Origin of the sequence: Sutcliffiella horikoshii, from assembly GCF_019931755.1 — a bacterium.
In the GTDB taxonomy this organism is placed as follows: domain Bacteria; phylum Bacillota; class Bacilli; order Bacillales; family Bacillaceae_I; genus Sutcliffiella_A; species Sutcliffiella_A horikoshii_E.
In genome coordinates this window covers 886343-900576 of sequence record NZ_CP082918.1, presented here as the reverse complement: position 1 = coordinate 900576, position 14234 = coordinate 886343, and the positions used below count along the sequence as shown (strand labels likewise).

18 protein-coding genes are annotated in these 14234 nt (G+C 39.9%); 4 read left to right on the top strand and 14 right to left on the bottom strand.

The window, feature by feature from the left end; translation table 11 throughout:
• Nucleotides 1–99: 99 nt before the first annotated feature.
• Together K7887_RS04720 and K7887_RS04715 are read left to right on the top strand one after the other, a co-directional pair.
• Nucleotides 100–1482, top strand: a complete 1383-nt coding sequence (locus K7887_RS04720; protein ID WP_223492431.1) for a sensor histidine kinase — start codon at nucleotides 100–102, stop codon at nucleotides 1480–1482.
• Nucleotides 1460–2143: a response regulator transcription factor gene (locus K7887_RS04715; protein WP_223492430.1), complete on the top strand. Its 684-nt coding sequence runs from the start codon at nucleotides 1460–1462 to the stop codon at nucleotides 2141–2143. Before K7887_RS04720 ends, K7887_RS04715 begins: the two co-directional genes overlap by 23 nt.
• Nucleotides 2144–2227: 84 nt before the next feature.
• On the opposite strand, the gene K7887_RS04710 is transcribed toward K7887_RS04715, so the two are convergent.
• The 10 genes from K7887_RS04710 to K7887_RS04665 all read right to left on the bottom strand — a co-directional run bounded on the left by K7887_RS04710 (nucleotide 2228) and on the right by K7887_RS04665 (nucleotide 9856).
• On the bottom strand, nucleotides 2228–2827 hold the full coding sequence (locus K7887_RS04710) for a YdhK family protein (protein WP_223492429.1): 600 nt from the start codon (nucleotides 2825–2827) through the stop codon (nucleotides 2228–2230).
• An 87-nt stretch (nucleotides 2828–2914) separates the two neighbouring features.
• Nucleotides 2915–3595 (bottom strand): GDSL-type esterase/lipase family protein, encoded by a 681-nt coding sequence (locus K7887_RS04705; RefSeq protein ID WP_223492428.1) that lies wholly within the window; start codon nucleotides 3593–3595, stop codon nucleotides 2915–2917.
• A gap of 17 nt (nucleotides 3596–3612) precedes the next feature.
• Nucleotides 3613–4101 (bottom strand): hypothetical protein, encoded by a 489-nt coding sequence (locus tag K7887_RS04700; protein WP_223492427.1) that lies wholly within the window; start codon nucleotides 4099–4101, stop codon nucleotides 3613–3615.
• 120 nt (nucleotides 4102–4221) lie between these two features.
• The gene (locus tag K7887_RS04695; protein ID WP_223492426.1) at nucleotides 4222–4614 is read right to left on the bottom strand and encodes a group-specific protein; all 393 of its coding nucleotides are present in this window, start codon (nucleotides 4612–4614) and stop codon (nucleotides 4222–4224) included.
• On the bottom strand, nucleotides 4604–5068 hold the full coding sequence (locus tag K7887_RS04690) for a YhfM domain-containing protein (protein ID WP_223492425.1): 465 nt from the start codon (nucleotides 5066–5068) through the stop codon (nucleotides 4604–4606). The genes K7887_RS04695 and K7887_RS04690 overlap by 11 nt, the downstream gene beginning before the upstream one ends.
• A 2-nt stretch (nucleotides 5069–5070) precedes the next feature.
• Nucleotides 5071–5532, bottom strand: a complete 462-nt coding sequence (locus K7887_RS04685; protein WP_223492424.1) for an NUDIX domain-containing protein — start codon at nucleotides 5530–5532, stop codon at nucleotides 5071–5073.
• 18 nt (nucleotides 5533–5550) lie between these two features.
• Nucleotides 5551–6018, bottom strand: a complete 468-nt coding sequence (locus tag K7887_RS04680; RefSeq protein ID WP_223492423.1) for an NUDIX hydrolase — start codon at nucleotides 6016–6018, stop codon at nucleotides 5551–5553.
• A 275-nt stretch (nucleotides 6019–6293) separates the two neighbouring features.
• Nucleotides 6294–6947, bottom strand: coding sequence for a 2OG-Fe(II) oxygenase (locus K7887_RS04675; protein WP_223492422.1), 654 nt, complete (start codon nucleotides 6945–6947; stop codon nucleotides 6294–6296).
• A 223-nt stretch (nucleotides 6948–7170) separates the two neighbouring features.
• Nucleotides 7171–7680, bottom strand: a complete 510-nt coding sequence (locus K7887_RS04670) for a GNAT family N-acetyltransferase (protein WP_223492421.1) — start codon at nucleotides 7678–7680, stop codon at nucleotides 7171–7173.
• 448 nt (nucleotides 7681–8128) lie between these two features.
• Nucleotides 8129–9856, bottom strand: a complete 1728-nt coding sequence (locus K7887_RS04665; protein ID WP_223492420.1) for an ABC transporter substrate-binding protein — start codon at nucleotides 9854–9856, stop codon at nucleotides 8129–8131.
• Between the two features lie 107 nt (nucleotides 9857–9963).
• Here K7887_RS04665 and K7887_RS04660 point away from each other — a divergent pair, with 107 nt between their 5' ends.
• Nucleotides 9964–11193: an MFS transporter gene (locus tag K7887_RS04660; RefSeq protein ID WP_223492419.1), complete on the top strand. Its 1230-nt coding sequence runs from the start codon at nucleotides 9964–9966 to the stop codon at nucleotides 11191–11193.
• 126 nt (nucleotides 11194–11319) lie between these two features.
• Nucleotides 11320–11967 carry a C40 family peptidase gene (locus K7887_RS04655; RefSeq protein WP_223492418.1) on the top strand — a complete coding sequence of 216 codons (648 nt, stop codon included), beginning with the start codon at nucleotides 11320–11322 and terminating at the stop codon, nucleotides 11965–11967.
• Between the two features lie 53 nt (nucleotides 11968–12020).
• On the opposite strand, the gene K7887_RS04650 is transcribed toward K7887_RS04655, so the two are convergent.
• From K7887_RS04650 to K7887_RS04635, 4 genes are read right to left on the bottom strand one after another with little or no spacing between them, the layout of a single operon-like run.
• Nucleotides 12021–12221 (bottom strand): hypothetical protein, encoded by a 201-nt coding sequence (locus tag K7887_RS04650; protein ID WP_010198799.1) that lies wholly within the window; start codon nucleotides 12219–12221, stop codon nucleotides 12021–12023.
• Nucleotides 12222–12236: 15 nt separating this feature from the next.
• Entirely contained in the window at nucleotides 12237–12683 is a 447-nt protein-coding gene (locus K7887_RS04645) for an ASCH domain-containing protein (RefSeq protein WP_223493579.1), read from the bottom strand.
• Entirely contained in the window at nucleotides 12683–13432 is a 750-nt protein-coding gene (locus K7887_RS04640; RefSeq protein ID WP_223492417.1) for a phosphotransferase family protein, read from the bottom strand. Before K7887_RS04640 ends, K7887_RS04645 begins: the two co-directional genes overlap by 1 nt.
• 15 nt (nucleotides 13433–13447) lie before the next feature.
• Nucleotides 13448–14233: a phosphotransferase family protein gene (locus K7887_RS04635; protein ID WP_223492416.1), complete on the bottom strand. Its 786-nt coding sequence runs from the start codon at nucleotides 14231–14233 to the stop codon at nucleotides 13448–13450.
• Nucleotide 14234 lies beyond the last annotated feature (1 nt).

The window sequence follows — 14234 nt, the reverse complement described above, 5'->3', positions numbered from 1 at the left end:
GTCACGTAGTTGGCGCGTTTTTTATTGTTTCTGCACACTTTCTCTATAGTTTCTTGGTAAACTGAAAGTACATACTTTTTAAGATACAGGAGAACTGTCATGAAATTCTCTACTAAACTAGGTTTATGGTTTTTTATATGTCTACTAATTATTGAATCAGTTTCCATGTTAGTTTTGCATCGTCATGTGGTAGATTCGCTAGTAAAAGAGGAATTGGATTCTTTGTTGGCAAGAGGGAACAGCCATCGAGATGTATTGGAAACCTCCTTTACCCCTGAAACACTCCAACATATTGTGTTGATGGAGTCTAACACAGATACAGAAGTCGTAATAATTGATGAGAACGGCTCTGTAATTGACTCATCTGTTCAAAAGAGAAACTTGCCACATTACGTAATTCAATCCGCTCCACCGACTCGAGAAGTTGTTGTCCAAGATGATTGGAAGCAGGAAGCATTCATTGCGACCGTATCCCCCTTTCTTTCAGAAGACGGTTCTACTGGCTATGTTTATATGCTGAAAAGTACAAACTCACTTCAGAAGGTCATACAGCAATTGAATCATCACTTTGCCATAGCGGTAGTTATTATCATGTTCTTTTTACTCGTAACAAATATTTTCCTTATTAAATTATTGACCAAGCCGTTAATCAGAATGAAAGATGCTACACAGAAGATCAGCAATGGGGACTTTTCCGTGAAATTACCTGTAAAAACGAAAGACGAACTTGGAGAGTTAGCCGAGTCCATCCAATCCTTAGCCAATCACTTGAATCATTTGCAGAAGGAGAGAAAGGAATTTCTAGCGAGCATTTCTCATGAATTGCGAACTCCCTTAACTTATATAAAGGGGTACGCCGATCTTGGAAGAAAACCGAACCTTGCGGAATCAGCCAGATTGGAATACCTGAATATTATTCATGAAGAATCTAACCGAGTATCAAGTATGCTCGAAGATCTCTTTGAACTGGCTAAAATGGACCAAAATGCTTTTTCAATCCAGCCACAAAGAATGGACATAGAAAAGTTCATCCTGCCGATTTACGAAAAAGCACGACCTGCCTTTGAAAATGCCGGAATTCACTTGATGTTTGAACCTAATCAAAGCTTTGAAGTACTTATAGATCCCAGACGCTTTGAACAGATTGTGTTAAATGTGCTGGACAATGCGCTTAAATATTCATCAGCAGGCTCCACCACAACTATTCAACTCAATAAAAAAGGAAACGAGAGCTCTCTAAGCATTAAAGACGAAGGAAAAGGGATCCCGGAAGAAGAGATACCTTTTATTCTTGATCGTTTTTACCGTGTGGAAAAGTCAAGGTCCCGTTTGACAGGTGGAGTCGGACTAGGATTGGCTATAGTAAGGGAACTTGTGGAAGCTCATGGCGCAACCCTCTCTATCAATAGTAAACAACATGTTGGAACTGCCGTCACCATTGTTTGGAAGGAGAGCGAAGATGACAAGAATTCTACTGATTGATGATGAAAAAAGAATGCTTGACCTGTTAACCCTTTACCTGACTCCATATCAGTATGAGTGCATTCAATTTCAGTCAGGTAGGGATGCACTCACATTTCTGAAAAAAGAAGAAGCGGATATTGTTTTACTGGACATCATGATGCCAGTAATGGATGGGTGGGACACCTTGAAAGAAATCAGAGAATTTTCCAATATCCCTGTGATCATGCTTACTGCCAGAAACGATAAAGATGACATTGTAAGGGGCCTTCAAGCTGGAGCAGATGACTACGTAGCAAAGCCGTTTAATGAAGAAGAACTTATCGCAAGAATGGAAGCGGTGATGAGGCGGACAAGAGTGATTGACCCCCCTACTTATTCTTTGCGCTTCAAAGGGCTGGTTCTTGACACGTCGTCCTTTCACGTACAATATAACGGTGAGAAAATTTCAGTCACACCAAAAGAATTTGCGCTACTTGAAACATTCCTTTTAAACCAGGATAAAGTATTTTCAAGAGAGCATCTCATTATGTCCTTATGGGAGTTCGACGCAGAGACAGAAAGCCGGACCATTGACTCGCATATCAGAAACCTCCGAAGTAAGTTGCGGAACTCAGGGTTTGAAGTAGATAAGTACCTTGAGACCATCTGGGGAGTGGGGTATAGATGGAATGATCAATAAAAAGAAATACAACCCTTAAAATTGCCAAAGAAAAAAGCTTGAGAAAGGTCATTGAGTAGACCTTTCTACAAGCTTTTTTACTTTCTATTCTTCTTTTGACAACTCACTCTCGGTCACCCATTTATGATTCGTCACTTCTTCTCCGCTGTCAGTGAGGGTAAAGTCCACCATATAAACCGTAGTTTCTTCCGCAGAGTCGATCGTTGCAGTAGCTCCTTGCATGCCCTCCATATGATCCGCGTCCACTTCTACTTCATCGCCAACTTCATATGGCTCTTCTTGAGCATCCTTTACTTCCTCATGGATAATCCACTTATGATCTTCCACTCGTTCCCCGCCATCTGTCGGGTCATATGAAATGGAGTAGACCGTTGTTTCATAGGCTCCTACAATGGTTGCCTCTGCACCTTCCATACCAGGCATATGAGCTTCTGTAATGGTAGCAGTGCTGCCTACTTCAAAAGTTGGATTTTCTTTTTCTTTCAACCCTTCAGGAACCTCACCTGAACCGGACATATCCATGCCAGAGTGATCACCGTGTCCACCATCATGGGATTCTTCTTCTTCTGCATTATTTGCTTGATTATTGTTTGGCGCTGCCTCTTCATTATCACCTGCTGCACAGCCGGATAATGTGATGGCCGCTGCCATGGTTAGTGCTCCTAATAGCTTTCTTTTTTTCATGTAATACAACCTCCTTTGAGTTCTATACAAATAGTGTACCCAAAAAGTTTGCAGAAAATATGAAGAGAGCACATCCTCTTTATGTTCCTAGTTATTAGATTGAAACCCTTCTATTATCTGACTATATTTATCCACCACAATATTTGCACCCTTACTGTTCAGATGGATGCCGTCCAGGGTTAAATGCAGTCCTCGCTCCTCTGCCAGCCGGTCTACACGCTTCGGACTTTTATAGAAAAATACATCCTTTACTAACCTTCCTACGCTTGTACTGAGGTAGTCTGTTGTGCGCAAAGTTTCTAGTTGTTCTGTAAATGATTGGTGCAAATCAATAAATGTAGTATTCTTATGCTCTTGTGACATTTCTTTTATTATCATAGAAAGATTTAGCAATCCTCTGTTCGAAGAATTGATATTTTCCCCAATCAAAGCTGGAGAAACGACCACCACCTTTTTGGAAGATTGCATGACTAATTCTAGTACATGTTCGTAGAATTCCCGGAACTCTTCTGAATTTCTAGTGATGGGTTGAGCCTGTACTTTTAAAAGTCTTGAGTATATATCATTGACACCAATCCATAGAAAAGCAAGATCATAATCTTGATCTAATTTATTTTTGCTCAGTCTTGTATGTAAACTCTTAACCGTTTCGCCAGCCTTTCCAAGATTGACGAATTTTATGTCTGGGTATTTCTTTATTAATATGTTAAAGAAGGAAACGCCTGGTCTCCCCTCTGTTAAACTGTCCCCGATGCATGCGATTTTCATGGAAGATACCTCCGTTTTTACAGTTGGTCTAAAATAGCAAATTTCAATATGGTCAACAGCACAAAAGCTGCCACTAGATTGCGCCAATTAACTACTATTCTACCATTCTTCGGCTGAACAATTCCCAATGCTATGATATGCCAGAACCACTTGCTATCTGTCCACCTCTTCTTTACAGGAATGTTTCCAGCTTCTTGAGCCTCTCGCTTTCTGTTCTCGGTACGCGCCCAAAGGAGGATTATGACAATATCGAGTATGGATGCCATGATGAGGATTGGAGCAGCAATATGGTTCGGTACATCCCATAGCGGCTCTTTTTCCGCTTTCTCCTCGTTCTTTTTCTCCGTATGCGCCATCCCCTCTTCAAACGACTGCACAAGATCTTCCGTGCTACCTCCACCGGTAAGATCCGCGGAAGAAGAAAAAAAGATGAGCGCCACAATCAAGAATATATAGCCTCCAAAAAAATAGAATAAAAACTTTTTAGAATTCAGGTTAGTCCCCAACCACATCTCCTCTTTTCACCTGTTAGGATTTATCTTTATATCCTTATTTTACTAAATAAAAGATGGTAGGGTTGCTGGGAGATGTGTCGTGTTTATGGAAATTTATAGTGGGGTAGGTATTCAATTGTATTGTTTTATCTTCTCCATAAGTTCTTCTACAGTCCCCACAATCTTTTCAACGTTGTCTAAATGATAAAATGTGCTGGTTGTTTCAAAGTTATCTATATCATCATTCTCGGAAAACAAATATATTTTCTTTCCTTGACCAAGGGCAATCCCGAATTCTATATGACTGCCTTTTCCGGCAGGCAATAAGACGATGAGAAAGTCTGCTTCTAGCACTGCAATACGTTCCTTCTCGCCGATTTCTTTTAGATCCTCTAAAGTGGCGGCGCGTTCGTTTTGGGTCCAATCATAGGTTTGGATGAAGCCTTTATTTTTGAGAAGACTACTTACTTCTCGCACTTTTTCTATATTGCTGAAGCTTGATGCTATGTAGAATTTATTGGTCATTGTTATTCCCCCCGTACATTCTATCCAATAATTTATATACACCTTGTGCTGCTTCCTCGGAAAAAGAATATATGACATGGGTATCCTTCCTGTTCATAATTGTTCCTGAGGATTCGTGAATCCAAAGGTAGTATGAATTATCACCCACCAACAATTTATAGTGAGGATCTGACATATCAGCTACACCAGGTTCTTTGTTTGCATTCAAGAATGCATCTTGAATAATTTTAATATCTTCTTTATTTGTTAGTGTCTTTTCAGATGAGCCTTTCACTTCTGAGAAGCTCTCCATCTCATTAATCACAACTTGTTCAATGACTTCTTCAGCGTCATATACTACAGCTTCTTTTATATCCTCGTTCACAACAGCCGTTTTCCCTTCCTCCATAGAACACGCAACTAGCAGGAAAGTAAAAACAATACAAATCCCCAATAAAGACATACTTTTTTTCAACACTAACAGCCCCGTTCTAAATTTGCTTTAAATACCCCATCTGGATACGACAACGCGAGTTTTGGAATGTTGTCTTCTTTAAAATACTGCAACCTCTCCGACTCTCCATCCATCGCTTCCAAGGTACCACTAACTATTTTGCACTCATATATGGTTACTTGGTATTCTACTTGATCTCCGTTTGCATAAATGTGACGAAACTTCTCCCCGCCAAAAACACCAATGATGTTGATCGGCTCTATTGTCAGACCTGTTTCTTCCCGTACTTCCCTCACTACTGCTTCAGCTGGTGATTCTCCTGGTTCAATGGCACCCGCTGGCAAACTCCAGTACTCACTGTTCCTAGGATATTGAAACAATATTTCCGATTTTTCATTTCTGATGACTGCTGCAACACTCGGGAGAAGCAGGAGGTCGGTCCCCACTTTTTCACGTAACTTACGGTAATAATCTGAAATAGGCACTAGGTTTCCACCTCTCCTTTATTTAACAATGGGGAGGATCTGTTTTGTCACAAGATCCTCAATGAATACTTGATGCTCGGTAAAGATATTTTCCCGTAAACTATCTAGATGAAAAAATTCATTTTTTAGTGACTCATCGTTACTTGTGACTAGTTCTCCGCTATATCGCTTACAAGTAAAAAGTACTTGTACTAAAGAGACTTGGTCTCCGTTTGCGAATGTCTTATCATACTCTGGTCCTGAGTAGATTCCGAAAAGCTCAAGCTGTTCTAAATGGAGACCAGTTTCTTCTTGGACTTCTCTTCGTGCCGCATCAGTTATGTTCTCACCAAGCTCCATGAAGCCTCCAGGCAGGCCCCACTGTGCATTATCTGTCCGTTGTTGTAAAAGGAGCTTTCCATCTGAGTCAAAAACAAATGCTCCAGCAACTACCATTATTACGTTTTCGTTGCCTACCATTGATCTTAGGTGTGTTATGTAGTCCACTTTAGTATCAGTCCTTTTCTATTATATTTATATGACGTATTGGTCGAGGGATAAGTTTCCGGGAGCTTGTGTCGGATCCTTGGAGCGTTTGTCGAACGGCTTGTATTATAGTGATTTCCGACGGTATTTGATGAGTTTTGGACAGTATTCATTACACATCCGACAGTATTTTGAAAAAAGCTATAACAAAATCGTTGCTGGACCTTTTTTGTGGTCAAACTTACTCATAAACATGAAATAACGCCAACCTCCAAAGAGATCAGCGCCATCAAATTCTAGTATTTCTTCCTTCTCATCCACTGCGTTGCCGCCCATTTATCCCCAACCACGACAGGTGATCCGCCGTGTAAGGTCAATTCATTCAGTTCTTGATTGTCGTAAAAATACTCAAAGTAAACTGCCATTCCCTTTTGTGGGGAAACTGACAATTTCAGCTTAGGAAAATACGTTTCTCCGCCTTCTTCCACATCGTTCAGGTACATGACTAGTGTACTGATACGGGGGTTGCTTACCGGCTTGTTGGAAGACTTGAAGAAATCAAAGTGCGCTTTATATTCCTGGCCAACTTGATAGTTAAGGATTTGTAAACCTTCCCCATGTTCCACAGGTACATTCATAATCTGTGAAACTCTTTTTTCAATACGAGACACAAGCTCATTTTCGCCTTCTTGGAAAAAAGTACTGCTGCTTGTCCTAATAGCATCCACTTCCATGCCATTAGCAACTTTTGAACGCTTCATCTTATCCTTGGACAATTGAATCAGCGCATCACATTCCTCATCGCTAAGGACATTTGCAAGTACAACAACAAGCGGCTCTTCCATTCGTGCAATGATAGCTATCTCTCTATCTTCTGTTTTTATTTTATTGCCAACATGAGGGAAAATAGTCTGTTCCTTAACAGTTAAATCTCTTGTATCCTTCGTCAACTAACATCAACCTCTTTTATAGTGTTATTAATATTCTGAAAAAATAACCTGAACTCTATGCAACGATAGTCAACTGTATTCTATGTGTCGTTCTTTCCCCCTGTTAACATAAATTAAATCGAATTGATTTGAGATAATTTTACACTCTTGAGAAGATTATTACTATCTCTATTTATGGCAATTTCATGTATTCTATCATTAAATAAGAGTTGGCTAATTCAGCTTACGTCAGCGTTTGTTCGTAATAAGGCTCCTCTTGTTGAGTATCCTCAAACCACTTCATTCCCTTATACTCAAACCCTATTTTTTCTAATACCTTTAAGGAATTCTTATTGGCTGCATCTACAGAAGCAAAGACACATCTTACTGCATGGTTACGTTTTGCGATTTCCAAGCACGCCCTAGCGGCTTCTGAAGCATAGCCCTTTCCCCAAGACTCTTTAACAAAATGATAAATAAGCTCCACTTTCTCTAAGGAATCTGCCACATTGAAGCCTGCAGTGCCAATGACATTTCCAGAATATTTTTCAACAACCGCATACACTGATAAGCCCTTGTCTACTTCACACTTCTTGTAAAATTCAATTATATTGGGGAGTTTTTCGTGAGAAGTGGCACCTAAACAGAGCCCCATAACTTCTTCATCCCCCCAAATTCTCTTAAGGTACTGTACATCTCCACTATCTAAAACTCTTAATATCAATCGTTCAGATTCAAAAATATGATTTTTCATATTCTTAATCACCTCCTCTGTTCTTCATAAATAGTTTATGCTACCGTAATGTATAGATATAAGGACTACAGCAGTTGTCTAGTCATTTAATTTTCGTATTTAAGCAAGATAAGCTTTGAGGAGTTGAAATCATTGGAAATAATAGTTCTTTTACTTTTAATCGCTGGTATCTTGGTATTATACTACCTACCTAAAATATCAAAAGGCCTACATAAAACAAGCAAACAGAACGAAGTCATTATTAAACAAAATGAAGTAATCATTAAGTTATTGAAAAAATCTCCATAATTAATAGAAAAAAATGAGACCATTAAACAACAACAATTTCCAAAAAAGTGGCCGGTTCAACTGCTTCCTTCTTCAAATATTTAAGGAATGCTAGAACCGTCCCATTAGTTATGTTTCATAGAGTACTTATTTCTTGCTATCCTGCGTTTTTCTCATTTTATTAACTCCTAACCCAAAGCTTCCGAAAATCCAAGTGCCCGAATGAGTTGGATTCCACGTCCTGGATAATAGGATCTAGTGCCCTTGTCACAATAGGATGATACAAAAAAATAATGGCATGTTCCTTTTGAAGATACTGCTCCATCTCTTCCATTATTTCGTCTCTTCTAGTTCGCTCCTCTGTTAGCTCAAAAGCCGTCAACATCTCCTGAATATAACGATCTATCTTCCTATCAAACAATCTATTGAACAGTAGCGCTTTGTTGCGGAAAGCGTAGGAAAATGCAAGATGCTTATCAAAGGACAAAGATAACCCCATAATTAATAAGTCGATGTCATGCTCCGTTCCATTTTCTGTAAATTCTTGAAAAGTAATCGGATGGAGATTTAAAAGTATTTCGTATTTTGATGCCTCTTTTTTCAACCACTCCGCTTCCACAACTGCATGCTGGTTTACAAAATGATACAGATTCAAGGCCTCTCCCTTATATCCCGAAATTTTTAATAAATATGGAATTTTGCTAAGGTCCCTAAGCTGCGGCCCAGCCTTCTCGATTTCAAAACTTCTAGCTTCCAATACCTCCCACTCGAGTTCTTTAGCCATCTTTCTCACATTAAAAATATGGTAGATTGCTTCTCTAAATGAATGCTGTTTAACAACATTAGAGCGTAAAAGGTTAAAGGAAAGCAATCGTATTCCTGCATCTTTAATTTTATGCTTTCTAGGTTCAATCTTGTCCACTTCTTCTTTGTTGGATAGATAGACAATTTTAGCAGCCTCATGAGTTACTTTGTAAAAGTGAATTTCATCTATAAGCGGCCGCTCTTTGAAATAGACATCATTAGCCATCAACACTAACTTGTGCTCCGTTCTTTCCTTTAGTCGAAAAGGTCCAGTGCCAATCCATTGATATTCATTAAATTCTATATCTTCTGGTAGGATGCAAAAATGCGGAGCAGACAGATACCGCAAGAAGAATGGATTCGGTTCCGCTAGGTGAATCTCCACCTTATATGGGTGGGAACACTTAATCTTGGTAATATTCCTTGCTAGCCAAGAGTATGAATGCTGACTGTTTTTCATCCGGTTGATTGTATGCGCGATATCCCTGCTCGTCACAATCCCACCATGATGAAAAGCTACCGCTTTACGTAAATAAAATGTCCATATTCTATTATTATTTGCTACATCAAAATGATGTGCAATATGAGGGTCGAAACAATCATCTTCCCTGTTATAACGTACAAGTGTATCACCCAGATATTCAATAAGATGGGTTTCTAATGATACCGAAACACGTAATGGGTCCAAGGTTGTGATGTCCCGAGCTCTAAAGGTATGCAAAACATCCCTTGAGACCGTTTCATCACGCTTCAATCCCAGAAGTTGACGTATCTCTAAAGAGAAATTCATCACCCACTGCTCTGGAATTGGTACCCGCAGAACTTGAGCTATACTTTCTAAATCACCCCTATTTACACACTCTTCTATGTACGTATCCATCTCTTGTTGGAACTCAATTGGGTAGGTGATTTGAGAAGCATTTCCTCTTCCCCTGCCAGGCTGATACTTGAGTTGTCCGGCTCTCTCGAGTTTTTTTAGAATCCGCTTGGAATTCTTTCTCGTACAGAACCAAATACCATCCAGGTCCTCCAGTTTTACTTCATAACAATGATTTCCTTTGTAATGATGAAGATTGGCCCTCAGTGTGATATATCGATCATTCATTTGCTGCACCTTCCTAAAAGGGGACATTATTAACTTAATTTTACCCTTTTTCCCCCTTTGTAGATAGCTGATAATTAGGATAAATCAGAAAAGAGAGGTAGAGAGAAATGTTTAAAGAGTCCATTTGGCGCGAGCAAAACGCTATTCTTTATTTTACAGGGACTGCACTATCAAAGCTCGGAGATAAGTTCTATATTATTGCCATCCCTTGGCTTATCTACGAACTAACGCAGTCAGCTGCAAACATGGGTATCATGTTTTTCGTTCAAACACTGCCCTTCATATTCGTTTCACCCATTGCGGGAGTGCTTGCAGATCGATTTCCTAGGAGATTAATGATGTTTTCTAGTGCACTTTTACAGGGAGCACTTGCTGGTGTCATCCCACTCATGAATGTGCTGGGAGTATTGCAATTATGGCATATTTATACTGTTGGTTTCCTGATTGCTTGTGTAGGAGCTACCTATTCTGTAGTAAATTCCACGGTGGTACCACAGCTTTTTAAAAAAGAGAAGCTGATGAAGGTCAATGCAACCCACCAATTCATTGACACTTCCTCTGTCCTGTTCGGCAGTATGCTCGCGGGAATTTTAATTACGCATATCGGCGTCTATAACGTTTTACTACTCGATGCAATTTCTTTCTTACCTATTGCAGTGTCGGTTCTATTTCTTAAATTCCTGGTAAAGGAAACGCCTATTAAAACCAAGTCTAAATCCTGGGGGCAATTAAAGGCAGGAGCCACCTTTTTGAAGAACCACACATTACTTGGACCCTTCACTCTTCTTGTCCTTATGGTAAATGTGGCAAATGGGGCATTAATCAGTATGCTTATCTACTTTTCACGTGAAAAACTACTCCTTTCTTCCCAAGAGGTCGGTTGGGTGTATGGAGGTGCAGCCTTAGTCCAGGTAGCTGCCATTGCTTATGTTAATTATAGAGGAGATAAAGGCAATCCTATTCGATTGATGTTGCTCAATATTATGGTTAGTGCGGTTGGAATCATGATTGTCGCTATGAGCTGGAACTGGCAGACACTATTATTTGCAATTGCCATTCAGAGTGCACCTGTCATCATGTTTAATGTTCTTTTTAAAACAATGCGCCAAAAGCTTGTACCTTCTCATCTATTTGGGAGAGTAAATGGGTTAATTTCCATGCTTGGGCTAGGAACCTTGCCTCTAGCGGGGTTTTTGACAGGAATATTAGCCGAATTGGTAGATATACGGGTCATCTTTTTTATACTCGGCATGTGCTCGTTTTTCATAACTTGGAGCTTTAGATGGTTGTCTAAGTTGACTATGGAATATGAGGACAAAGAAGTAGAATCAGCATAAAATGGTAGTAAATATTACATTCAACCTCACAAATTGTTATCCCTATGTAACTCCTTTAATACCTCGCTGTCATCTCGGCCTGTTAGTATGGGACAGGTCAGATTACATAGATAAGGGGATGATAGTTTGAAACGATTAACAGCAGGGTTAGCATTAGCAGGTGTATTGGCGTTCAATCCGGTGATCGGTCATGCAGAGCTTGGAGATCAAACGCTCGAACCCGGAATGTATCATGAGGATGTAAAAGAATTACAAGGAATTTTAGATAAAAAAGGATACTTCGGCTATAGCGAAACTACTACATATTATGGAGAATATACAACTGATGCCGTAAAAAAGTTTCAGGCTGATAATGACCTCAAGGTAAATGGTATTGCTGGCGAGGAAACATTTGAAGCGTTAGGTATTGAAAGTAATGAATCAAACATTGTCGAAGTGGCAAAGAAATATGAGGGCACGCCTTACCAGTGGGGTGGGGAAACGCCAGAAGAAGGCTTTGACTGCAGCGGCTACTTAAACTATATCTTTGATGAAGCAGAAAACAAAGACCTTCCACGAACAGTAAAAGACATTTATGCAGAAGGAACGAAAGTAGAGTCACCAGCTGTCGGTGATATTGTATTTTTTGATATTGAAGGAAACGGACCGAGTCATGCCGGTTTATACATTGGTAATGGGGAGTTCATCCACGCATCATCCACAGAAGGCGTGACAACAAGTGAGATTGGAAGTTCCTACTGGAAGGACAAATATATTGGTGCGAAAAGTTACTAATTCTAAACATGATTGAAACACACGAGTATGCAATCTCGTGTGTTTTTCATTTATCATTTCACCAAATAAACCACCAATTCCTCAAACCAGATCCCATCTTGTTCGTAATGATTTAAGAAAAAGGCGTCAAAAGTATAGGCATCATTTTCGAAATGAATGCTGTTTGATTTTTCAATCGCCATCATAAGTCCGCTCAAATCAGATGTGTGAGTTTCATAGATTAGCTCACCGTCGCAATAGTATTTGACATCCATAAAAGCACCTCTTTTTTATCTTTTTACATCGACCAGTTCAAATCGCTCACAAACCAAGAGCATATCCTTGGAATATTCTCTCCCAATTTCACGCAATTCCTTAGTAAAGAATTCCACATGAACGTCCCACCAGTATTGGTATGTTCGGTCTCCTTCTCCCTCTGAAATCGCAAATTCTTCTGGTACTTCGTTCATCGGCATGATCTGAACATCCACCGTTTTAATAATGGCTACAGGTTCGTCTTTACTGTTCAGAACAACACTGTAATCTTCTGTTGTTGGTAGAGGTTCATTCTCCACTTCATAAAAGATATAGCCAGAACAAGTCGCTTTTTTCACTCCATCCATAACTAATTGCGCCAAGTAGTCCGGACTACCACCGAACTGCCAAGCTGTTACTCTTTCAGGCTTTTCTTGATCTTTCCAATAATTATTCCAGTACTCTAAAGATGCTTGATTCATCAATTATGTTCCTCCATTACTATGTATTTCATCAGCCTATCTGAATCTTCCGTTGCGACATTTTCAGAAAGTCTCGCTGCCGCAATGATTGGTGCCCATTCCAGTATTTCTTTTCTGCTCCAACCACTTTTCTCGCAATATAGATTCAAATACAATTCTGCTATGTCTATTGAAACCTGGCAATAAAGTATATATGTACGGCATACGTCTGCTCGCGGATCCCCAGCACTTGCATCGACCCAATCGATGATGAAAACCTCATCATCTGATTTTATCAAATTATAGAGGTGGAAGTCCCCGTGGCAGAGTCTTTTTTCCACGTCCATCGACTCCAGTTTCTTTAGCAATGACCATTTTACTTGCTCATCCAATCCTTCAACTGCTTCTATTTGCCGCTGCAGTTTGATACGCATAGGTACCAACGATTCAGTAAGCACCGCATGAATTTCCATCTGAATATTAACCGACATTTCCAGAAAAGACCCTACTTGATCCATGTTCTCTGTCACGAGTTCGCCTAGTGTTTTCCCCTCCACATATTCCATGATGATGGATTGTTTTCCGTTTACTTTTTTGACATCGAGTATTTTAGGCACGCGCAGACCGCTTTCAAAGGCAACCCTTTGTTTTTGCGCTTCATAGTTTGATTCGGTATCTGGTAGATGGTCCTTGAAAATTTTGATGATTTGGTTCTCATGCAAATAAATATCGGCAGTATTACCGGATGCAATTGGCTCCCTTAAGATCATTGCACACTCCCTCCTCTAAAAGTACTCATAAAGGTTAATGAAATATTCATAATCCCCTTCAGTCAGAATGCTTCCTCCATACCCTTCAAAAAAGCATAACTTATCCGATTCCCACTCAAAGATGTGGTGTTTTGGCCTAATAGCCAAAGATACATCGTACCTTGGATCGCCAAATGCTCCCCCGCTCCAGTCAATGATTCCTGTGACTTCTCCGTTATGTACTAATACATTATCAATCGTCAAGTCGCCATGGATAAGGGTTTGTTTTCTATTACCAGGTCGGTTTTCCTTGATTTGTTCCAACAAGTCTTCCGAACCATCCACCCCGTAGTTTTGAAGATTGTATGTTGCTTGATCGAGCATATCATCCAACCAAATTTTCTCGCTCTTTAAGGCTTCCGGACACGGGGTAGCATGGATATCAGACATGACTTTACCAAAGTTTCTTAACAACTCTTCACGATTGCCTTTATGATGGGTTTTGGTTAACGCAGTCCTGATGGTTTCCCCTTCTAAATACTCAAGTAGCGCCCAAGCTTGCCCATTAACCTCAACAAATTTTCCAACTTTCGGAACGGGCAATGAGGTTTCCTTATTCAAGCTTCTTAATACCATGATCTCTTTCTTTAGCCACGCATTGAATTGTTGTGTCTTGGTTCGTTTTAGAGCATATCGCCCGTTGTCACTTTGAATGATTCCAACATCAGATGTACACCCTTGGCGGGGGAAGGTGATGGAATGGATATCTTTCACATAATCTTTTATTACAATTGGAATTTCTTCAAGCTGAATTGGCTTCATC